The organism is Kitasatospora dryopteridis, from assembly GCF_050749075.1.
Classification (GTDB): domain Bacteria; phylum Actinomycetota; class Actinomycetes; order Streptomycetales; family Streptomycetaceae; genus Kitasatospora.
Map to the genome: position 1 here is coordinate 4,199,505 of NZ_CP192749.1, position 20,672 is coordinate 4,220,176.

The following is a 20,672-nucleotide window of genomic DNA, read 5'->3' on the forward strand; positions in this document are numbered from 1 at the left end:
TCCCGCCGCGTCTGACGGAAAACCAAGGACGACACCCATCGCGCCGAGGCCGGGAACGCCGCGGGCGCCCTCGTGGTCCGGGGCGGCTTCGCCCCGACGGGACGAGGGCCGCGCCAATCTCCGACTCGACAAAAAAGTTCTCCCGATCACGGCAACCTCTGTGTGCGTGGCGGCAACTGGCAGGTAACCGTGGCCAAGACCAAGGCCCACTGCGCCAGAGGGACAAGCTGTTGCCAGATCAGAACCGCTCTCATCGCCGCCGTCCGGCAACCCGCCGCCTGATCGCCGCCGCCGTGGTGCTCGCCGCCGTGGGTGCTGCCATACCGCTGGTCGCCCAGGCCGCATTCACGTCGAATGCCGGCACGCCGACCGTCCTCGGCGCGGCAGCGGCCGGCAGCGGCCGCTACTTCGGTACGGCGGTGGCCGCGGGCAGGCTCGGTGACTCGACGTACTCCACCATTCTCGACCGGGAATTCAACATGATCACCCCGGAGAACGAGATGAAGTGGGACGCCATCGAGCCCTCCCGCGGGTCGTTCAACTTCGGCGCCGCCGACTCGATCGTCAGCCACGCCTCCGCGCACGGCCAGCGCATGCGCGGCCACACCCTGGTCTGGCACTCCCAGCTGCCCAACTGGGTCGGCTCCATCAACGACGCCAACACCCTGCGCAGTGTGATGAACAACCACATCACCCAGGAGATGGCCCACTACAAGGGCAAGATCTACGCCTGGGACGTGGTCAACGAGGCCTTCGCCGACGGCGGCAGCGGCCAGCACCGCAGTTCGGTGTTCCAGAACGTGCTGGGCAACGGCTTCATCGAGGAGGCCTTCCGCACCGCTCGGAACACCGACTCCTCGGCCAAGCTCTGCTACAACGACTACAACATCGAGAACTGGACCGACGCCAAGACCCAGGGCGTCTACCGCATGGTCAAGGACTTCAAGTCCCGCGGCGTGCCGATCGACTGCGTCGGCTTCCAGAGCCACTTCGGCGCGGGCGGCCCGCCGGCCAGCTTCCAGACCACCCTGTCCAGCTTCGCCGCGCTCGGCGTCGACGTCCAGATCACCGAACTCGACATCGCCCAGGCGTCCGCCAGCGCGTACGACAACGCCGTCAAGGACTGCCTCGCCGTCGCCCGCTGCACCGGCATCACGGTGTGGGGCATCCGCGACAGCGACTCCTGGCGCACCGGTGAGAACGCGCTGCTGTTCGACAACAGCGGCAACAAGAAGCCCGCCTACAACGCCGTCCTCACCGCCCTCGGCGGCGCCGGCGGCAGCACGCCGGGCGGCATCAACTCCGGCACCGTCTACACGCTCTCCGCGGTGGGCGCCGCCGGACGTGTTCTCGACCAGCCCGCCGGGCAGAACGGCAACGGCACCCCGCTCCAGGTGTGGGACGCCAGCGGCGCCACCAACCAGCAGTGGCGCGCCACCAAGAACGGCGACGGCTCGTACACGCTGACCAACGTCGCCAGCGGCCGGGTCCTGGACGAGCCGGGCGGCCAGACCGCCAACGGCACGAAGCTGCTGGTCTGGGACGCCAACGGCGGCGCCAACCAGCACTGGAAGGCCGCCCAGAACGGCGACGGCTCCTTCACCCTGATCAACGTCGCCAGCGGCCGTGCCCTGGAGACCCCCGGCAACCAGACCGCCAACGGCACCGCCGTCCAGATCTGGGACTCCTGGGGGGCAGCCAACCAGCACTGGAACTTCAGGTCGTCCGGGTCGTCCACCCCGGCGCCGACCCCGACCCCGACCCCGACCACGCCCGCGCCGGGCGGCACGTGCGCCCTTCCGTCGACCTACCGGTGGACTTCGACGGGTTCATTGGCGCAGCCGGCGAACGGGTGGGCGTCGGTGAAGGACTTCACCGATGTGGTGTACAACGGCAAGCACGTGGTCTACGCGTCGAACGTGTCGGGATCGTCGTACGGGTCGATGATGTTCAGCCCGTTCACGAACTGGTCGGACATGGCGTCGGCCGGGCAGAGCGGGATGGGCCAGGCCGCGGTGGCGCCCACGCTGTTCTACTTCGCGCCCAAGAACATCTGGGTGCTGGCGTACCAGTGGGGTCAGTGGCCGTTCATCTACCGCACCTCCAGCGACCCGACCAACCCCAACGGCTGGTCCGCGCCGCAGCCGCTGTTCACCGGCAGCATCCCGAAGTCCAGCACCGGCCCGATCGACCAGACCCTGATCGCCGACGGCCAGAACATGTACCTGTTCTTCGCCGGTGACAACGGCAAGATCTACCGGGCCAGCATGCCGATCGGGAACTTCCCGGGCAGCTTCGGCTCGTCCTACACGACGGTCATGAGCGACACGACGAACAACCTGTTCGAGGCGCCGCAGGTCTACAAGGTCAAGGGCCAGAACCAGTACCTCATGATCGTTGAGGCGCAGGGTGCGAACGGGCGCTACTTCCGCTCCTTCACCGCCACCAGCCTGAACGGCTCCTGGACCCCGCAGGCCGCCAGCGAGAGCAACCCCTTCGCTGGCAAGGCCAACAGCGGTGCCACCTGGACCAACGACATCAGCCACGGCGACCTGGTCCGCAGCAACCCCGACCAGACCATGACCATCGACCCCTGCAACCTGCAGTTCCTCTACCAGGGCAAGTCCCCCACCGCGAGCGGCCCCTACGACCAACTGCCGTACCGGCCCGGCGTCCTCACCCTGAAGCGCTGACCCGCCCCACCCACGGTGATCACGATCGGGTGCGGCCTGCCGGCACGTAGGAACGGGCCCGACTCGACCTGTTGACCGGTACTACCGCATAGAGAAACCCCAGCCGTGCGTCGGCTGGGGTTCCTCTTTCGTGGACTTTCATCAGCGGTCCTGCGAGAGCAGAGGGTGACGCCGAGGAAGATGCGACACTCGGCGGGCTGGTGGGTATCGGAATCTGGCGGACGTTGGCCGTCGGCACGTCGGGTACCGGGGGACGTGCTGGGTTCGTGCCGAATCTCTGCTCGATGAAGATCAGTCAGAAGATCCGCGACGAGCACGGCGACGGCTCCACCGCCGTCGAGTCCGGCTACGACTCCGAGGCGCTGGTCGGCATGGCCGAGAAGTCCGCCGAGTTCGCCGCCCAGGGCAACCGGGTCTACCTCCCGCTGGCGGACTGACGGTCGTTCGTCGTCGGTGCTGCTCCGGGAGGTGGAGGGGGCTTCCCGGAGCAGTGCTCCGGCCGGACGCGGCGCTTCATGCGGGCGCGTCGGCGAGGACGGCCGTGGCGCGGTCCGCCGTGAGCACGCCGAGCGTGTAGCCGTCCTCGTCGACGACGGGCCAGACCACCAGGCGCCTGATCCGCATGGAAATCGCGGCCAGGGCCAGACCCATGGTCGGCCAGGCGAACGGGCCGCGCTGGTGCGAGGTGGCGCTGATCGCGGTCCGCTCGGTGTACCACGAGCGGGACAGGAACGGGTGGAGTCCGGCGCGGGTGACCAGCCCCTCGCACCGGCCGTTGTGGTCGCGGACGAGCAGGAACTCGACACGAGCGCCTTGGAAGATGTCGTTGGCCTGGTCGACGGTGCTGTCGTCGGCTATCTGGTAGTCGCAGGGCTCCATGGCGTCGGCGACCGTGAGGCCGCGGCCGTGTCGTCCTGGCTGCGGGTGAGTGGTCACGGTGTTCACCGTTCCCGTCTCCGGCTGTCCACGGGGACTGCCGGGCTGTCTGCACCCAGAACGAAGCCGGAAGGGGTACCGGAATGCGGGATGCCCTGGATCTCTTCGAGCCTACTCCCGTGGAGAACGGCTCCGGGGAGACCGCGGCGGAGTACCGTGGGAGGTATCCAAGGACATTCCGCATACCGGCATCAGCGCCGGCGTCGCCCTGGGTCATGATTGGTCCCTCGTGGACCGGACGGGCGGCTCCTCATGATGCCGATCCCCCTTCCCACCCCTCCCTCTCCCGGGCCGTGGTCCGTACCTGACGCCCCGTTGTTGCCGCGCCTCGTGCTGGAGCCCACGATGTCGCGGGACGGGATGTTCGACGGCGCCTGGTGGCCCCGCTCGAACCATGTCCTCGCGGAGCTGCCGGACCTGATCACCGCGCTCGGCGCCCACTTCGGACGCATCGTCCGGGTGGGCCTCGCCACCTCGGCCTGGAACGACGTGCCACGGTCCGTCGTGGTGAACGGCCTGATGATCAAGATCAACTGGTGCGCCGGCAGCGATGCGACGATCAGTGTCACCCGGGGCTTCCAGGACCACCTCCTGCTCCTCGTGGTGCCGCCCGGCACCGCGCCGGGCGCGGCCGCCTCGGCCATGGCCGGAGCCTCGGTGACCGGAAACCACACCCCGGCAGCAGAACTCCTGCTCGGCTGAACGGCGGTTGTCCGTCCTGCCCGAACATGCGGTCTGTGAGCCGCGAAGCGGAGCGCGGTACGTGCCGGCTCGTGACCTGTGGGATCGTGGCGTTGCGCCGCACCCCAGGGCTGCCGTGACACGGGGAGGTGTGGTCGCCTCGCCGAAGACCGTCACGTGCCGGCGGCGACCAGGTCGATCAGGAGGTCCACCCGGGTCCGGTGGGCCCCGGGGCGCAGGCGGTGTCCCTCCTCCAGGGTGGCCAGGCCGTGGAGCGCGCTCCAGAAGACCTCGGTGAGGGCCTCCGGGTCGGCGTTGCGGGCGGCGGCCAGTGGCTCGACCGCGCCGAGGAGCTCGCCGAAGGCCGCCTTCAGCGGGGCCGGCGTCGCCGCGCTGCCGAACTCCACGTCGATCTCGCGGACGAACATCGCGGCGTAGACCGCGGGCTTCGCCCGGGCGAACTCCAGGTACGCGTCCGCCAGGGCGCCGAGCGCCGCGCGCGGTGAGGCCTGTGCGGTGCGGGCGCGGCGCAGTTCCTCGGCGATCTCCCCGAACCCTTCGACGGCCACGGCCGCCACGATGGCGTCCTTGCCCTTGAAGTGGCTGTAGAGGACGGGCTGGCTGTACTCGACCCGCTCGGAGAGGCGGCGCGTGGTGACCGCGCCCCAGCCCTCCGCCTCGGCGAGTTCGCGGGCCGCACTGATGATCAGGCGGTGCCGTTCCGATCGTTCGCGCTCCCGGCGCTGCTGTACTGCCATGCCTCGATCCTAGCAGCGCTAGACATGGAAGCGGCGCTAGGTCTAGCATCGCTCCAAGAGCTAGCAATGCTAGGCACTCTGATTGGGGGACCCATGACCAGGCGCCACCTCACCACCGCACTCGCCGCGCTGACCGGTGCGGCCGTCCTGTTCTTCGGACTGAACTTCCTGCTGAACCCCGGCGGCTCCGCCCCCGGCTTCGGCATCGATCCGTGGCCGCAGGGGAATGCGAGCGGCTACTACATCGTGAAGGGCGTCCGCGACATCGCCGTCGGCTCGACCACGTTCCTGCTGCTGGCGCTCGGTCAGCGCCGCGCCCTCGGCTGGGTGGTCCTCATCAACGCCGTCATCCCGCTCGGCGACGCGTTCGCCGTGGCCACCCACGGCGGCACGCTCGCGACCGTCCTGGGCGTCCACGTCTTCGCGGCGCTCCTCGTCCTGCTGGCGGCCGTGATGCTGTTGACCGAGGACCGCACCCGGACGGCCGAGCAGGCGCCGCCCGCCGACCCGCGGCCCGCCGCCGGGTGACCCCTCCGGGGGCGGCGGGCACGCCCGGTCCGGACCTCCGTACGGCCGCCGCGCAGCTCGCGGTCGGGGGAGGCCCGGACCCGGCGCATCGCGGTCAGAGCCGGCCGGTCTCCTTCAGGACCCGGCGGGACTGGGCGAACAGCATGCCGACGTTCACGGTGTTGCGGCAGACGACGACGGCGACGATCTCGTCCCCGCTGTCGACGCGGAGGAAGAGGTGCGCCAGGTTGTCGCTGTTGACCAGGATCTCCTGGAAGTAGTGGCGGTCGCTGACCACACCGCGCCGCTCCTTGAAGATGCCCTCGATCATTACCACGTTGCGGCCCTGGAACAGGTCGAGGGTGGCGGCGGCCAGCATGTCGAGGACCTCCGGCGGATGGGAGTCGACGGTCTCGACGGACAGCAGCATGCCGGTGGACATGTCGATGATGCCGGCGGCGAGGCACTCGGGCACCTCGGAGCGCAGGCCCTTGACCAGGTTCTGCACCCGGTCGGACATGCTCCCGAATCCCTGCGGTGAGTTCATGGTGCTCCTTCTCTGCGGTTGGGCTGACAACACGGCTGACAACACGGCTGACAGCACGTCGGAATGCCGGCAGGACGGGCCGGCGGGGTGTCAGGCCTGCGGTGCGGCGGTGAGCAGGCGGTCGATCCGCTCGGCCGCGGCCTGCGACTCGGTGTGCAGGCGGGCGACGTCCAGGCCCGAGTCGCCGAGGACGGTCATCAGGCCCATCCGGCCGACCGGTTGGACGACCACGTAGCCGTGGCTGAACTGCGCCACCGTGCGGTGCAGCAGGCCCTTGCCGGTGGCCTGGCCGGCCCGGCGGGCGAGGCCGAGGGCGGCGGCGGCCAGTGCGGCCAGGCTCTCGGTGTCGAGCCCGTCCTCGGCGTCGGCCGTGATCAGCAGACCGTCCACGGCGGCCAGCGCGAGATCGGTGACACCTGCCACCCGGTCCCGCAGGGTGCGCATTTCGGCGAGCAATTCGCCGTTTCCACTGCTCACATCTCTCCTGTTCTGGAATTCCTTGCTCGGGGGCCGCGCGCCGCGTTCCACGGCATGCCGAAACCGCCCGTCGCGCTGGGTGCAGAAATGCCGGCAACGGCCGGCCGGGCAGCTCGGCCCGCTCAGGAACCGGGTGCGCGGTGGTGGCGGCCGGCCGCGGGCCGCCACGACAGGACGTCGTTGATGCCGCTGGCTCCCCGGCGGCGCCTGGGCAGCGGCAGCCGGCCCGCCGGCTGGTGGACCGGCGACGGGTCCGGCGGGCGGCGGGCCGCCGTCACCCCGGGGCGGCCGCCCGCCACCGGGGCCGCGGGACCGGGCGGGACGATCTCGACCAGCCCGTCGGCGAGCAGCCGCGAGAGCTCCACGGTGACCGCGTAGAGGCTGCGGCCGAGCCGGAAGGCGATGTCCCGGGCGCTGCGCCGCCCGTTGGCGCACTGCAGGATCTCCCGCCGCTCGCCGGTGAGCCGGCTGCCCCGGCCGTCGCCGGCATTGCGGCGGTCGGTCCCCGGGGCGGGGCCGATCCGGTCGTGCAGCGGGGAGAGCGGCGGGCGGAGGGCGGCCAGCGCGCGGAGCCTGCGGTCCGTCTCCTGCAACAGCCACTCGGGCTCCACACCCTGGGGTGCGGGCAGCCGGTGGGCGGGCGGGCCGCCGGCCAGGGTGCATCCGTCGACCCGTCCGGCGGCCACCGCGAAGGCGCCGTCCAGGGCGGCCATCATGCACATCAGCTGGAGTTCGGCGGCGCCGAGCAGCTGGCGGGCGACCAGTTCGGCGCCCGTCCGGCCGTCGGCCGCGCCGGCGTGGCAGGCGGCCTCCCAGTCGGCGGCGCCGACCCGCCCCGAGCGGAGCAGCAGCGTGGCGACGTCCGGAGCGCCCGGGGAGTCGACCGCGGTGATGATGCCTGAGGCCAGGTGGAACACTCCGCCCGGGTCTCCCAGCACCGTCAGCGTGCCGGACGGCCGCCCGCCCGGGGTGGCGGAGAGAACCGTCGCAAGGCGGCCGGCCGCGTCGGTCCGCACCACGGCGGGCAGCGGCGGGCCGGTGCCCGGACGGAATTCTGTCACGCCCGCGCTCCGCAGCACGGAATTCGATCGGGAATGCGGTCGGAACCGGTCAGGAACGACCGGGCGCCGGCGGCAGGGCGAAGTATTCGACCGGTCCCGGTGAATTCAGGCACAACTCTCCCTCGGTGGAGGTCGAATACCGGCGAATTCCCGCCGGTGGCAACTGGCGTTATCCAACCGTCCGGCGCGATCGGTAGTCAAGCCGTTCCACTGCGTGATGGACAGCGGTAATTCGGCGTGGTATTCGCCGGTAATCGCTCCTGCAATGTCCACGGCAATCGGAGCGGCGAGGCTGCCGATCCGCCGGGCCTGTTGGCAGACTGGCGGGATGACCTCGAGTTCGCTGGGCAAGGGCGCCAATCTGGTCGTCGCGGCGCCGTCGGTGCGGGCGGCCTTCTCCTGGGCACAGCCGCCCGGCGGGCCGGACGTCCGGGTCTGGGCGCTGCTCCTCGGTGCGGACGGCCGGGTGGCCGACGACGGCGTGGTGGGCGGCGGCCGGCCGGCGGACCCGTCCGGGCGGGTGCGGTCGGCCGGGGGCGGCGCCGTCGAGGCCGATCTCGCCCCGCTCCCGGCGCAGATCGAGCGGATTCTGCTCTGCGCCACCGCCGACGGCGGCACCCTCGGCCGACTCGGCACCCTGGAGCTGGTGCTGACGGATGCTCGGACCGGCGCGGAGGCGGCCCGCTTCCCGATGGCGGCCACCCGGGAGACCGCGATCGTCGGCGGCGAGCTGTACCGCCGGGCCGGCCAGTGGAAGTTCCGCGCGGTGGGCCAGGGGTACGCCGACGGGTGGGCCGGCCTGACCGCCGACTACGGCGCTGTCGAACCGCCGCCCGCCGCCACGGACGCGCCGGAGCCCGTTCCGGCCCCGGTCCCGCCCGCACCGGCGCCGGCCACCGCGCCGGTCCCGCCCGTACCCGTACCCGTACCCGAGCCCGAGCCCGGCCGGGCCGCGCCGGAGGACGCGCTGCCGATCGACCTGCGCAAGCGGCTCTCGCTGCGCAAGCAGCAGGTCGCGGTCAGCCTGGAGAAGCACGGCGCGGCGGGCGTCAGGGCCCGGGTGGTGCTGGTGCTGGACGCCTCCGGGTCCATGGCCGGGCTCTACCGCCGCGGCACGGTGGCCGGGGTGGTGGAGCGGATGGCCGCGGTGGCCGCCCAGCTCGCGGAGGACGGCCGGATGTCCGCGTGGACCTTCGCCACCCACCCCGCCCGGCTGCCGGACCTGCACCTCGCCGAGCTGGCGGAGTGGATTCCCCGCCATGTGCGGGTCGGCGAGCTGACCCTCTTCGGGCGGCCGAAGAAGCCGCGGCGCGGCCTGCTGCCGGGCCAGGTTGACATGCGCATGGTGGGCATCCAGAACGAGGAGCAGAAGGTCATCGCCGAGGTCCGCGACCACGTGCGGGCCGATCCGACGGCCGAGCCGACCCTGGTGCTGTTCTTCTCCGACGGCGGGGTCTACCGCAACGCGGCGATCGAGCAGGAGCTGCGGGAGGCCGTCGAGGAGCCGGTCTTCTGGCAGTTCGTGGGGCTCGGGCAGGCGGACTACGGCGTGCTGGAGCGGTTCGACACGCTGTCCGGCCGGCGGGTCGACAACGTGGGCTTCTTCGCCGTCGACGACATCGACTCGATCTCCGACCCCGAGCTCTACGACCGGCTGCTGACGGAGTTCCCGTCCTGGCTGGCCGCCGCCCGCCGGGCGGGCATCCTGCACGACCACTGACCACTGGCCACTGGCCACTGGCCACCAGCCGGGCACTCGGCCGCCGGGCTCCCGCCGCAGGGCCCGGCGGCGAGGCCCGCCCCACGCGCCGTCAGAGCACCGGCGGGCAGTTGGCGTCGGTCCAGGTGCGGGCGGCCGCCGGGACGTCGGTGATCAGGCCGTCGGCGTGCCGGTCGGCCATGGTCCTCCAGGCGGTCTCCCGGTCGAGCTTCCACACGTAGACCTGTCGGCCCGCGGCGTGCTCGCGGGCGATCCGTTCGGGGGTGGCGAGCTGTTCGTCGAGGGCGATGGCGTCCAGCCGCAGCCGGCCGGGGTCGTTGGACAGGAAAGCGCCCTGGAGGAGGACGACGGGCAGCTCCGGGGCGGCTTCGTGGGCGGCCTGCAGGAGCGCGGGGAAGAACGAGTACAGCACCACGTCGGCCCCGCCCGCGGCGGCGATCCGGGCGATCCGGGCCGCGTCCTGGGGGCTGCGCTGCTCCTTGATCTCCATGAGCAGCCGGGTGGAGGTGCCGGCGAGTTCGTCGAGCAGCTCCTGCAGGGTGGGGACGGGCTGAGCCGGGCCGGGGCCGACGGTGACCCGGAGGGCGGCGATCTGGGCTGCCGTCAGCTCGGAGACCTTGCCGTGCCCGTTGGTGACCCGGTCGACGGTCGCGTCGTGCATCAGCACGGGGACGCCGTCCCGGGTGGTCTGCACGTCGGTCTCCAGCCAGTCCGCGCCGCCGTCGAGGGCGGCCCGGAAGGCGGCCATGGTGTTCTCGGCGGCGGCGCGCGGGGCGCCCCGGTGGCCGACCACGGCGAGCGACGGGCAGCGGAGGCCGACCGGCGGCACGGCGGCGGCGAGCACGCCGGCTGCGGTCGCGTCCAGGGCGGGCGGCGGGACGGCCGCGGGCGGTGCCGCCGGGCGGTCGGCGCCCCGCGCACTGCCCGTGCGGAGGCTGTCGGCGGGCAGCACGAAGGCGGTGATCACCAGGGTGGCGGCGACCACCGTTGCGGCCCGCACGGTCCGCGGAGAGGTCTTCATGCCGGGGATGATGGGCCGGTGGGTCCGTTCGGTTCTGCGGGCCACGAGTGATGTGCGCCGCTCGGAGCAGGATGACACCCCGTCCGGGTGAGCCGCCGGGGCGCCGGTTGACGGAGCGGCGGGGGGTGCGGCGGTGCCTCAGGGGGAGACCTCGTCGGGCCCGGTGAAGCCGGGCGGGGTGTAGCCGGGCCCGGTGAACTCGGCCGTCCGGGGCTCCCGCCCCTCGGGGTCGGTGAGCCCTTCCACTCCGGGGCTGCTGAACCCCGCGCTGCTGTACCCGGGCCGGCTGTATCCGGGGCTGAGCAGGTCCGGGGGCACCGGCCGCCCGGCGGGCTGCGGCGAGAGCGCCGGGTCGGAGCCCAGGTTGTCGTACAGGTAGGGGAGCAGGGCCCGTTCGAGCAGGGCGGTGTGCCAGGCCCGGCGGGCCTCGGCGACGTCGGCGGCGAGGTTCGGGTCCTGTCCGGCGGGCCCGGCGGAGCCGTCCCGCAGGGCGGTGAGCAGCAGGCCGACGATGCCGACGGCCATCGCTGCGGTGCCCACCGCGATGGCCGCCCAGCCTGCGGTGACCACGCTGCGGCCGAGCGGCAGGGCGGGCCGGACGGCGCGCAGCAGGTAGCCGATGGCCAGCAGCAGGGCGGCCGCGGCCCAGGAGAGGACGGGGGCGAGCACGGTGAGCACCGGGAAGAGTCCGGCCCCTTCGTCGGAGCGCAGCCGTCCGGAGAGCTCGCCGCCGAGGCCGGTGCCCTCGGCGGCGGGGGCGTGTCTGAGGTCGTCGCGCAGGCCGATGTAGTGGCGGTACTCCGGTGCGGCGGCCGAGGCCACCGCGCCGGCGTTGAGCATGGCCTTGGTGCGCAGCTGCTCGGTGTTGAGGTGGGGTTCGGGCGCGCTCAGTGCTTCGAGGATGGTTCCGTCGCGCAGTGCTTCGTCGAGGATGCGCTCGTAGTCCGGGCGGTCCTCGGCGAGCAGGTGCGGGGCGTCGGTCATGGGGACCCCGTTCCGCTGATTCACGGAGGTGGACTGGTGCGGCGCGGCGGCCCGGTGGCGGGCGGGCGGCTGCGCGGTGCCTCGATGGTAGGGGTGACCACCGAGACTCAGACAGTCGCTTTCCGGATTTTCAGTGCTTTCGACGGTAGTCAGGTGCTCGGTCGGCGGTCGTTCAGCCCGTGTTCCGACTTTCCGTGGACCTGTCCTGACACAGGGTCAGGACAGGTCCGGCGGAAGTTCAGTTCACCGGCAGTCGGGCGATCAGCAGCCGGCCGTCCATGGTGACGCCGCCGTCCATCGCGATGGCCAGCTCGTCGGCGTAAATGTACGGGCCGGGGACGTGCGGCGGGGCGCCGTCGTCGGCGTGCACCGCGCCGGTGAGGTACGGGATCGGGCTGTGGCCGTGCACCACGCGGTAGCCGCCGTAGGCGGCGAGCAGCTCGTGGACGGCGGTCGGGCCGTTCTCGCCGCGGAAGGCGAAGCGCTTGGTGAAGCGGCGGAAGCAGTCCCACCACTCGTCGACGCCCTCGTCGGCCAGCAGGTCGTGGACGGCGTCGTTGACCTCGGCGATCGAGTCGCCGTACTCCAGGTACGCGGTGGTGTCGGAGTGCAGCAGCAGGTGGCCGTCCTCCAGCGCCATGGCGGGCAGCCGGGAGAGCCAGCTGATGTGGTGCGACTCCAGCCGCTCCAGGTCGTGCTGCTGGCCGCCGTTGAGGCGCCAGGCGGCGAGGAAGGAGGCGGTGCCGGCGGTGGACTGCACGGGCTCGTCGCCGTAGCGGGCGGCGCCGAGGAAGAGCAGTTCGTGATTGCCCATCAGGGCGCGGCAGTAGCCGCCGGCCGCGGCGGCCTCCGCGGCGAGCTGCATGACCAGCTCGATCACGCCGATGCCGTCCGGGCCGCGGTCGGTGAAGTCGCCGAGGAACCAGACCCGGGAACGGCCCGCGGCCCAGTGGCCCTCGGCGTCGATCAGGGAGGCCTGCCGCAGCGCGGCGAGCAGCTCGTCGAGGTAGCCGTGCACGTCGCCGATCACGTACAGCGGGCCGGGGGCCTCGCCGGGCTCGGGCTGCGGGTACGGGAAGTTGACCGGCTGCTCGGTCAGCGGAGGCCCGAGCTCGATCGTCGGCGGGTCCTCGCGGGGCACGGCGGGCGCCTGCGCCTGCTCCTGGGCGGCCGCCGGGTCGTGCCCGGCGGCGTGCAGGGTGCCGAGCTGCACGGTGGCGTCGTGGCCGGACGGGGCGTGCGGATCCGCCGGGTGCCCCGGGGCGTGCCAGTGCTGCTCGAGGTAGTGGGCGCCGCCGTAGCCGCTGTACGTCTCGTCGTATCCGTAGCCCGCCGGCGGCTCGGCGGGCTCGTAGTAGGTGCCGTACGGGAGCACGTCGAGGTCCTGGTGATGGCGGGGGCCTGAGTGGGGCTGTTCAGGCCCGGGGAAGCGGTCCTCGGGTGTCATTCGACCATCATAGGAAGACCACTCTCCCGCCGTCCTCACCTGGTGGGCATCCAATCATTCGGAGCGTCACGGGCGCGGGCGCGGTCCGGGTCTCCGGGGCGTCCTCGCACTCCGGTCGTGGGCCGCGCCCCCGTGGGGTGCCCAAGTGCCTTGGGCGGCACCCCTACACCTCGCCCGGGGTGCGGGGCGGGCTGACCGTCCTGCGGGGGCTGCGCCGCTGGGAGGAGGCCCGGACGATCAGCTCGGTGGGCATCAGGGTGCCGGGCGGCGGGCCCGTCCCCGCGGTGCGGAAGCGCGGCGGGAAGAGCCGCGCGCCCTCGCCGCGCCCGCCGGCGGCCGCGCCGGTGCCGGAGTCGACTCCCTCGATGGCGTCGATCAGCAGGTTGACCACGGTGGTGCCGATCTTGCGCGGTTTGAGCGAGAGGGTGGTGATCGGCGGCTCGGTGCCGGCGTACACGTCGCTCTCGCTGCAGCACACCAGCAGCAGGTCGTCGGGGACCCGCAGGCCGTAGCGGCGGGCGGCGGCGAGCAGGTCGGTGCCGTTCGGGTCGAACAGCCCGTACACCGCGTCGGGGCGGTCCGGGCGGGCGAGCAGCCGGTCGGCGGCGACGGCGCCGGCGGCCGGGTCGTGCGCGGGGTAGGTCTCGTAGACCGGCTCCTGGCCGACCCGGTGGCACCAGCCGAGGTAGGCCTCGGTGGAGAGCCGGGTGTAGGTGTCGGTGCTGGTGCCGGTGAGCAGGCCGATCCGGCGGGCGCCGGCCTCGGAGAGGTGCTCCAGGATGTCGAGGACGGCGGCCTCGTGGTCGTTGTCGACCCAGGCGGTGACCGGGCAGTTGCCCGGCTTTCCGTCGCTGACCACCGGCACGCCGGAGCGGTAGAGCTCGGTGACCAGCGGGTCCTGGTCGGGCGGGTCGATGACCACCGTGCCGTCCAGGGCGATGTTGCTCCAGACGTCGTGCCGGGAGGAGGCCGGGAGGACGACCAGCGCGAACCCGCGGCCGAGTGCCGCGCTGGTGGCCGCCCGCGCCATCTCGGCGAAGTAGGCGAACTCGGTGAAGGTGAACGGCTCCTCGCCGTAGGTGGTGACCGTGAGGCCGATCAGGCCGGAGCGGCCGGTGCGCAGGGTGCGGGCGGCCGCGGAGGGCCGGTAGCCCAGGCGCTCGGCGACCTCGCGCACCCTGCTTCTGGTCTCGTCGGGCAGGCGGCCCTTCCCGTTGAGGGCGTCCGAGACCGTGGTGATCGACACTCCGGCGGCCGCCGCCACGTCCCGGATGCCGGCCCGCTCCAGGCGCCGCGAGGTGGACCGCCGACCGCTCTGGTTGGCTGCTGCTGTCATGGCGGACCGATCGTATGGCGCATGACAGCGGGCTGTGACCGGGCCCGGCCACCGGTCTGAAGATACGTTTCTCCAAGAGTCGGGACGGATAGCACCCTTCGATACCTGCGCCGATTCGGGCCTCTCGCCTCTGACATGTGCCGTCGGAACGCGGCAGAATGGCTGATCTGCACCCGTAACCCGATCGTGCATCTCACCCGCACGGGTGAGCCCGGCCGGTATCGTGCGGGGCACCCGACCGGGGTGGCGCGGGTGTGTGGCGAGGGGCGGCGCGGGATCGGCGAACCCGGCGTGCGCGGCCCGGCACGTGCGCCCAAGAGAGCACAGAAGGAGAACGACCGTGAGCGGTACCGCAGCGCAGGGGCCCCGGCTGAGGCCGACCCTGGACGGCATCCCCACCTACAAGCCGGGCAAGCCGGCCGGTGCCGACGCGTACAAGCTGTCCTCCAACGAGAACCCGTACCCGCCGCTGCCCGGCGTGCTGGAGGCGGCCACCGCCGCCGCGGGCTCGTTCAACCGGTACCCGGACATGGCCGTCACCGGCCTCACCGAGGAGCTCGCCCGGCGCTTCGGCGTCCCCGCCGAGCACATCGCGACCGGCACCGGCTCGGTCGGCGTCGCCCAGTCCCTGGTGCTCGCCACGGCCGGCCCCGGCGACGAGGTGATCTTCGCCTGGCGCTCCTTCGAGGCCTACCCGATCATCACCCAGGTGGCCGGCGCCACCCCCGTGCCCGTCCCGCTCACCGCGGACGAGGAGCACGACCTCGACGCCATGCTGGCCGCCGTCACCGACCGCACCCGGCTGATCTTCGTCTGCAACCCGAACAACCCCACCGGCGCCGTGATCCACCGCGCCGAGCTGGAGCGCTTCCTCGACGCCGTCCCGGGCCACATCCTGGTCGTCGTCGACGAGGCGTACATCGAGTTCATCCGGGACGCCGAGGTGCCCAACGGCATCGACCTCTACCGCGACCGGCCGAACGTCTGCGTGCTGCGCACCTTCTCCAAGGCGTACGGCCTGGCGGGCCTGCGGGTCGGCTTCGCGGTCGCCCACGAGCAGGTCGCCACCGCGCTGCGCAAGACCGCCGTGCCGTTCGGCGTCAGCCAGCTCGCCCAGGACGCGGCCGTCGCCTCGCTGCGCGCCGAGGAGGCGCTGCTGGAGCGGGTCGAGTCGCTGGTGGCCGAGCGCACCCGGGTGCTGGCCGCGCTGCGCGCCCAGGGCTGGACGGCCGTCGAGTCGCAGGCCAACTTCGTCTGGCTGCGGCTCGGCGAGCGCACGGTGGACTTCGCCGCGGCCTGCGCCGCCGCCGGGGTCGTCGTGCGGCCGTTCCCGGGCGAGGGCGTCCGCGTGTCGATCGGCGAGACCGCCGGCAACGACATCTTCCTGGCGACCGCCGAGGCCTTCCGCAAGGAACTCTGAGCCGTCCGCCCGGAGGGGCCCGCCGCCGGCCACGGCGGCGGGCCCCTTCCCGTGCCGGTTCAGAAAGCGGCGGACAAACGCTGGGAACTCACTGGGAGACGGATCAACGCTTCATCCCCGGCAGGTAGAGGGATCCGCCCGGCAGGCATGCTTTGCCGCGATTGTCCGCATCGGAGGGCTCAGCAGGCTCCCAGGACGGCGCCAGGAAGCGGAAAGAGCACGGGGCGAAGCTGTCCGCCATGAAGGTGCTCCCGCGACGGCGCCGTGCCGTCCTCGTCAACTCCGCGCTCGGTGTGGCCCTGGTCGGCGGGGCCGCGCTGGCGTACACCACCGTGGACTCCGGAACCAGCTCTGCCGCGAGCGGTACCCGCGTCCGCACCGCCACCGTGGCCAAGGGCACGGTGCTGGCCACCGTGTCGGGTTCCGGCACGCTCTCCTCGCCCTCCGACACCGGCCAGGACTTCACCACCGGCGGCCGGCTCACCTCGGTCAGGGTCGCCGTCGGCGACGCCGTCACCAAGGGCCAGGTGCTGGCCACCGTCGACACCACCGCCGCCCGGCAGGACGTGGACGCCGCCGAGGCCGCACTGGCCACCGCCAAGGCCAATCTCACCAAGGCCAAGGCCGGTGAGACCGTCACCACCATGTCCGGCGGCTCCGGCGGATCGACCGCCGGCACCACCGGCGGCCGCAGTGGCAGCAGCGCCCAGCAGACGCCGACCACCACGACCACCACCAAGGTGGACGCCGCCCAGGTCGCCCAGGCCCAGCAGCAGGTGGACTCCGCCGAGACGGCCCTCACCAATGCCGAGGCGGCCCTCGACGGCACCACTCTCAAGGCCACCGCGGACGGCACCGTCGCCTCGGTCGCCGGCAAGGTCGGCGACACCGTGAGCGGCACGGGCAGCTCCTCCGGCAGCGGCGCCTCGGGCACCGGCAGCAAGAGCAGCAGCAGCGGCACGGGCACGGGCAGCAGCACGTCCTCCTCCACCACCCCCAGCGGCTTCGTGGTGCTGACCAACCCGAGCGGCATGCAGGTGACCGCCAACTTCTCCGAGCTGGACTCGCTCAAGCTCAAGAAGGGCGAGTCCGCCACCGTCACCCTGAATGCGCAGTCCGACACCAAGCTGAACGCCACGGTGCTGTCCGTCAGCTCGCTGCCCAGCTCCTCCGGCGGCAACGGCAGCAGCGCCGTCCAGTACGGCGCGGTGCTGCAGATCACCAGCGACACCAGCAAGCTGCGCACCGGCCTGAGCGCCACCATCTCGGTCGTCGTCGGCGAGGCCGACAACGCGCTCTCGGTGCCCACCGCCGCGCTGGCCGGCACCGGCAGCTCCCGCACCGCCACCCTCGTCCACGAGGACGGCTCCACCGAGCGGGTGTCGGTCACCGTCGGCATCGAGGGCGACACCACCGTCCAGGTGGTCGAGGGCCTCGCCGAGGGCGACAAGGTCGAGCTGACCTCCACCACCGCCGCCACCGGCAACGGCTTCCCGAACGGCGCCTTCCCGGGCGCGGGCGGGGCGGCCGGCGGCCTCGGCACCGCGGGCGGAGCCGGCGGCCTCGGCGGCGGCGGTGCCCGCAGCACCGGCGGCACCCGTACCGGCGGCGGCACCCGCTGATGGCCGCCACCAAGCCCCCGGTGATCCGGATCAGCCGGGTCACCAAGTCGTACGGCCAGGGCGACTCCGCCGTGCACGCGCTGCGCGGCCCGTCGGCACCGGGGACCGGCGAGCCGCTGGGCGTCAGCCTCGACATCGAGGAGGGCGACTACGTGGCCGTGATGGGCAGCTCCGGCTCCGGCAAGTCCACCCTGATGAACATCCTCGGCTGCCTGGACGTGCCGACCTCCGGCCGTTACCTGCTCGACGGCACCGATGTCGGCCACCTCGACGAGGGCCGGCTGTCGCTGGTGCGCAACCGCAAGATCGGCTTCATCTTCCAGTCGTTCAACCTGGTGCCCCGCACCACCGCCCTGGCCCAGGTCGAGCTGCCGCTCGCCTACGCCGGGGTGCGGGCCGCCGAACGGCGCCGCCGGGCACTGGCCGCGCTGGAGCTGGTCGGCCTCGGCGAGCGCGCCGGGCACAAGCCCAACGAGCTCTCCGGCGGCCAGCAGCAGCGCGTCGCGGTCGCCCGCGCCCTGGTCACCGCGCCCGCCATGCTGCTGGCCGACGAACCGACCGGCAACCTCGACTCCCGTTCCACCGCCGAGGTGCTGGCGATCATCGACCGGCTCAACGCCTCCGGCCGCACCGTCGTGGTGATCACCCACGAGGACGAGGTCGCCCGGCACGCCAAGCGGGTCCTCAGGCTGGTCGACGGCGCGATCGTGGACGACGTCCGCCGCGCGCCGGTGGACGGCCCGCCGCCCGCCCTCGCCGCGGAGGTGCCCGCATGATCCTCTGGCAGATGATCCGCTTCGCGGTCGGCGGCCTGGTCGCCAACAAGGTCCGCTCCGCGCTCACCATGCTCGGCGTGCTCATCGGCGTCGCCTCGGTGATCCTGCTGCTCGCCGTCGGCAACGGCTCGTCGGAGGCGGTGAAGGCGTCCATCACCTCGCTCGGCACCAACGCGCTGACCGTCTCCTCCAACGCCGGCCGCGGGTCCGCCACGGCCGCCAAGGCGCTCACCGTGGCCGACGCCAAGGCGCTCGCCACCGACGCCGACGCCAAGTCGATCAAGTCGGTGGCGCCGGTCGTCACCACCACCGGCACCGCGCTGTACGGGAACATCTCGTACCAGCCGGGCTCGATCGTCGGCACCTACCCGGCCTACTTCGAGACCGCCAACCAGAAGGTCAGGGACGGCGACTACTTCTCCAACGACGACGTGCTCAACTCCCGCAAGGTGGCGGTGATCGGCGCCACCACGGCCAAGCAGCTCTTCGACACCGAGGAGCCGGTCGGCAAGCGGATCGTCATCGGCGGGACGCCGTTCACCGTGGTCGGCGTGCTCACCGCCAAGGGCTCCACCGGCTTCAACGACCCGGACGACGTGGTGATCGCCCCGCTGCCCACCGTGCAGAACGCCTTCACCGGCTTCGGCTCGGTCAACCAGATCATGGTGCAGGCCGCCTCCGCCGAGGCCACCACCGAGGCGCAGAGCGACATCACCCGGATCCTGATGGGCACCCACGCCATCACCGACCCGACCAAGGCCGACTTCCGGATCAGCAGCCAGACCTCGCTGCTCACCGCCCGGGAGTCCACCACCAAGACGTTCACCGTGCTGCTCGGCGCGGTGGCCGCGATCTCGCTGCTGGTCGGCGGCATCGGCATCACCAACATCATGCTGGTGACCGTCACCGAGCGGACCAGGGAGATCGGCATCCGCAAGGCGCTCGGCGCCCCGCGCGCCGTCATCCTCGGCCAGTTCCTCACCGAGTCCACCCTGCTCTCGGTGACCGGCGCCGGCCTCGGCGTCGCCGCCGGCCTGATCGGCTCGCACTTCACGATCGTCGGCATCGAGCCGGTGGTCATCCCGGAGTCCGTCCTCGGCGCCTTCGGCATCGCCGTCGCCATCGGACTGTTCTTCGGCAGCTACCCCGCCAGCCGGGCCGCCTCGCTGCGCCCGATCGAAGCCCTCCGCCACGAGTGACCCAGGAGCATCCGACATGACCAGCGAGAACGAGCCCGGCCGCCCCCTCGGCCCGGTCGAGGCGACCGAGCTGCTCAGCACCGCGCCCGACGCCCGCGACATCGCCGCGGAACTCGCCGCCCCGCCTCGCCCCCGCCTGCCCTGGCCCACCCTGGTGCTGGCCGGCGCGGTGATAGCCACCCTGTCCTTCGCGGGCGGGGTGTGGTTCCAGAAGGGCGACGGGGCCGGGGGCGGCCAGGTCGCCGCCGGCCGCCAGGGCGCCGGTGGCCCGGGCGGCTTCGGGGGCTACGGCGGCCTCGGGGGCTACGGCGGCCGGGCCGGGAACGGGAACGCGGCGGCGGGCGGTGCCGTGCCCGGCGGCGGGCAGAACGCCGGCTTCACCCGGGGCACCGTCGCCTCCGTCGACGGGACGACCGTCTACCTGACCGACGCCTCCGGCAACACCGTCAAGGTCACCACCGGGGACTCCACCAAGGTCACCCTGAACAAGGAGGGCAAGGTCTCCGACCTGCAGCCCGGACAGACCGTCACCGTGCTGGGCCAGAAGGGCGCCGACGGCGGCTACACCGCCACCCAGCTCACCGAGGGTGCCGCCGCGGGCGGCTTCGGCGGTGCCCGCGGCACCGGCGCCGCTGCGGTCGGCGGCACCGGGAGCCGCTGACCCCCCCCGAACCCGGGCGGGGCCGGACCGGTGGTCCGGGCCCGCCCGTCTCCTTGACCTTTTCTTTCCTGGCAGGTCTGACGCGGCATCACCTAGGCTGCCGAGGTTCGACATGTACAGAGAATTCGGGGGAAACCGTGTCGGGGAACAAGCCTGACCGCAGCGGATCGACCGCGCTGGGCTGGATACTGACGATCGGCCTGAACATCGTGGCGCCGATCCTCACCTACAACCAGCTCGTCGAGCACGGCCACAGCGAGGTGACGGCCCTGCTGCTCTCCGGCCTGTGGCCGATCGTCGACGTGGTGGTCTACCTGGCCTGGCACCGCAGGATCGACGAGTTCGCCGCGATCACCCTGGTCTTCCTGGGCATCACCGTGCTGGTGACCCTGGTCGGCCCGAACTCGGCACGGCTGCTGCTGGTCAAGGACTCGCTGGTCACCGGCCTGTTCGGGGTGGTCTGCCTGGCGTCGCTGGCCGCGCCCAGGCCGCTGATGTTCTACTTCGGCCGCAAGTTCGGCACCGACGGCAGTGCCGAGGGCCTGGCCCGCTGGAACGGGCTCTGGCAGTTCGAGGGCTTCCGCCGGGTGCAGCGCAACCTGACGGTCGGCTGGGGCGCCGCGTACGTCGCCGAGGCATTGCTGCGGGTCGCCCTCTCCTACACGCTGTCCACAGGTGCGATGGTCACCCTGAACCCGGTGCTGGCCTACGGCACCACCGCCGCCCTGGCGGTGTGGACGGTGCTCTACGCCAAGCGGGCGCGGGCCCGTGCGGCCGCGGCGACGGCGGCGGCCGCGGGGTAGCCCGGGGGACCGCTTACGATGAC

The 20,672-nt window shown here is 72.6% G+C and carries 20 protein-coding genes; 11 read left to right on the forward strand and 9 right to left on the reverse strand.

Annotation, left to right across the window (positions count from 1 at the left end; translation table 11 throughout):
* Positions 1-278: 278 nt before the first annotated feature.
* Both ACQ614_RS19125 and ACQ614_RS19130 read left to right on the forward strand, forming a co-directional pair.
* Entirely contained in the window at positions 279-2,693 is a 2,415-nt protein-coding gene (locus tag ACQ614_RS19125) for a non-reducing end alpha-L-arabinofuranosidase family hydrolase (protein ID WP_431683963.1), read from the forward strand.
* 284 nt (positions 2,694-2,977) lie between these two features.
* Positions 2,978-3,130, forward strand: coding sequence for a hypothetical protein (locus ACQ614_RS19130; RefSeq protein WP_431684132.1), 153 nt, complete (start codon positions 2,978-2,980; stop codon positions 3,128-3,130).
* 76 nt (positions 3,131-3,206) lie between these two features.
* Here ACQ614_RS19130 and ACQ614_RS19135 read toward each other — a convergent pair whose 3' ends face one another.
* Positions 3,207-3,629, reverse strand: a complete 423-nt coding sequence (locus ACQ614_RS19135) for a CBS domain-containing protein (RefSeq protein WP_431679739.1) — start codon at positions 3,627-3,629, stop codon at positions 3,207-3,209.
* A gap of 255 nt (positions 3,630-3,884) precedes the next feature.
* On the opposite strand from ACQ614_RS19135, the gene ACQ614_RS19140 reads away from it, so the two are divergent.
* Positions 3,885-4,331 carry a DUF5994 family protein gene (locus ACQ614_RS19140; RefSeq protein WP_431679740.1) on the forward strand — a complete coding sequence of 149 codons (447 nt, stop codon included), beginning with the start codon at positions 3,885-3,887 and terminating at the stop codon, positions 4,329-4,331.
* 152 nt (positions 4,332-4,483) lie between these two features.
* Here the strand turns inward: ACQ614_RS19140 and ACQ614_RS19145 are convergent, their stop codons facing one another.
* Complete coding sequence (locus tag ACQ614_RS19145; protein ID WP_431679741.1) at positions 4,484-5,068, reverse strand: TetR/AcrR family transcriptional regulator; 585 nt, start codon at positions 5,066-5,068, stop codon at positions 4,484-4,486.
* 93 nt (positions 5,069-5,161) lie between these two features.
* Here ACQ614_RS19145 and ACQ614_RS19150 point away from each other — a divergent pair, with 93 nt between their 5' ends.
* On the forward strand, positions 5,162-5,596 hold the full coding sequence (locus tag ACQ614_RS19150; protein WP_431679742.1) for a DUF4267 domain-containing protein: 435 nt from the start codon (positions 5,162-5,164) through the stop codon (positions 5,594-5,596).
* A 94-nt stretch (positions 5,597-5,690) separates the two neighbouring features.
* Here ACQ614_RS19150 and ACQ614_RS19155 read toward each other — a convergent pair whose 3' ends face one another.
* From ACQ614_RS19155 to ACQ614_RS19165, 3 genes are all read right to left on the reverse strand, one after another.
* Positions 5,691-6,122 carry a hypothetical protein gene (locus ACQ614_RS19155; protein WP_431679743.1) on the reverse strand — a complete coding sequence of 144 codons (432 nt, stop codon included), beginning with the start codon at positions 6,120-6,122 and terminating at the stop codon, positions 5,691-5,693.
* Between the two features lie 90 nt (positions 6,123-6,212).
* Positions 6,213-6,599: a roadblock/LC7 domain-containing protein gene (locus ACQ614_RS19160; protein WP_431679744.1), complete on the reverse strand. Its 387-nt coding sequence runs from the start codon at positions 6,597-6,599 to the stop codon at positions 6,213-6,215.
* 122 nt (positions 6,600-6,721) lie between these two features.
* On the reverse strand, positions 6,722-7,660 hold the full coding sequence (locus ACQ614_RS19165) for a MarR family transcriptional regulator (protein ID WP_431679745.1): 939 nt from the start codon (positions 7,658-7,660) through the stop codon (positions 6,722-6,724).
* Between the two features lie 328 nt (positions 7,661-7,988).
* Here ACQ614_RS19165 and ACQ614_RS19170 point away from each other — a divergent pair, with 328 nt between their 5' ends.
* A complete protein-coding gene (locus ACQ614_RS19170) occupies positions 7,989-9,380 on the forward strand; it encodes a VWA domain-containing protein (RefSeq protein WP_431679746.1) in 1,392 nt (463 codons plus the stop codon).
* A 91-nt stretch (positions 9,381-9,471) separates the two neighbouring features.
* Here the strand turns inward: ACQ614_RS19170 and ACQ614_RS19175 are convergent, their stop codons facing one another.
* From ACQ614_RS19175 to ACQ614_RS19190, 4 genes are all read right to left on the reverse strand, one after another.
* Positions 9,472-10,401: a glycerophosphodiester phosphodiesterase gene (locus ACQ614_RS19175; RefSeq protein WP_431679747.1), complete on the reverse strand. Its 930-nt coding sequence runs from the start codon at positions 10,399-10,401 to the stop codon at positions 9,472-9,474.
* 138 nt (positions 10,402-10,539) lie between these two features.
* Entirely contained in the window at positions 10,540-11,385 is an 846-nt protein-coding gene (locus ACQ614_RS19180; RefSeq protein WP_431679748.1) for a hypothetical protein, read from the reverse strand.
* Positions 11,386-11,623: 238 nt separating this feature from the next.
* Positions 11,624-12,832 (reverse strand): metallophosphoesterase, encoded by a 1,209-nt coding sequence (locus tag ACQ614_RS19185; RefSeq protein ID WP_431679749.1) that lies wholly within the window; start codon positions 12,830-12,832, stop codon positions 11,624-11,626.
* Positions 12,833-12,995: 163 nt separating this feature from the next.
* The gene (locus ACQ614_RS19190) at positions 12,996-14,168 is read right to left on the reverse strand and encodes a LacI family DNA-binding transcriptional regulator (protein ID WP_431679750.1); all 1,173 of its coding nucleotides are present in this window, start codon (positions 14,166-14,168) and stop codon (positions 12,996-12,998) included.
* A 340-nt stretch (positions 14,169-14,508) separates the two neighbouring features.
* Between ACQ614_RS19190 and hisC the strand changes: the two genes are divergently transcribed.
* The 6 genes from hisC to ACQ614_RS19220 all read left to right on the forward strand — a co-directional run bounded on the left by hisC (position 14,509) and on the right by ACQ614_RS19220 (position 20,649).
* Entirely contained in the window at positions 14,509-15,588 is a 1,080-nt protein-coding gene (hisC, locus tag ACQ614_RS19195) for a histidinol-phosphate transaminase (protein ID WP_431679751.1), read from the forward strand.
* Positions 15,589-15,827: 239 nt separating this feature from the next.
* Positions 15,828-17,210 carry an efflux RND transporter periplasmic adaptor subunit gene (locus ACQ614_RS19200; protein ID WP_431679752.1) on the forward strand — a complete coding sequence of 461 codons (1,383 nt, stop codon included), beginning with the start codon at positions 15,828-15,830 and terminating at the stop codon, positions 17,208-17,210.
* The gene (locus ACQ614_RS19205; RefSeq protein ID WP_431679753.1) at positions 17,210-17,986 is read left to right on the forward strand and encodes an ABC transporter ATP-binding protein; all 777 of its coding nucleotides are present in this window, start codon (positions 17,210-17,212) and stop codon (positions 17,984-17,986) included. Before ACQ614_RS19200 ends, ACQ614_RS19205 begins: the two co-directional genes overlap by 1 nt.
* On the forward strand, positions 17,983-19,185 hold the full coding sequence (locus ACQ614_RS19210; protein ID WP_431679754.1) for an ABC transporter permease: 1,203 nt from the start codon (positions 17,983-17,985) through the stop codon (positions 19,183-19,185). The genes ACQ614_RS19205 and ACQ614_RS19210 overlap by 4 nt, the downstream gene beginning before the upstream one ends.
* Before the next feature lie 16 nt (positions 19,186-19,201).
* Positions 19,202-19,846: a hypothetical protein gene (locus tag ACQ614_RS19215; RefSeq protein ID WP_431679755.1), complete on the forward strand. Its 645-nt coding sequence runs from the start codon at positions 19,202-19,204 to the stop codon at positions 19,844-19,846.
* Positions 19,847-19,983: 137 nt separating this feature from the next.
* Positions 19,984-20,649: a VC0807 family protein gene (locus ACQ614_RS19220; protein WP_431679756.1), complete on the forward strand. Its 666-nt coding sequence runs from the start codon at positions 19,984-19,986 to the stop codon at positions 20,647-20,649.
* The last annotated feature ends 23 nt before the right edge of the window (positions 20,650-20,672 follow it).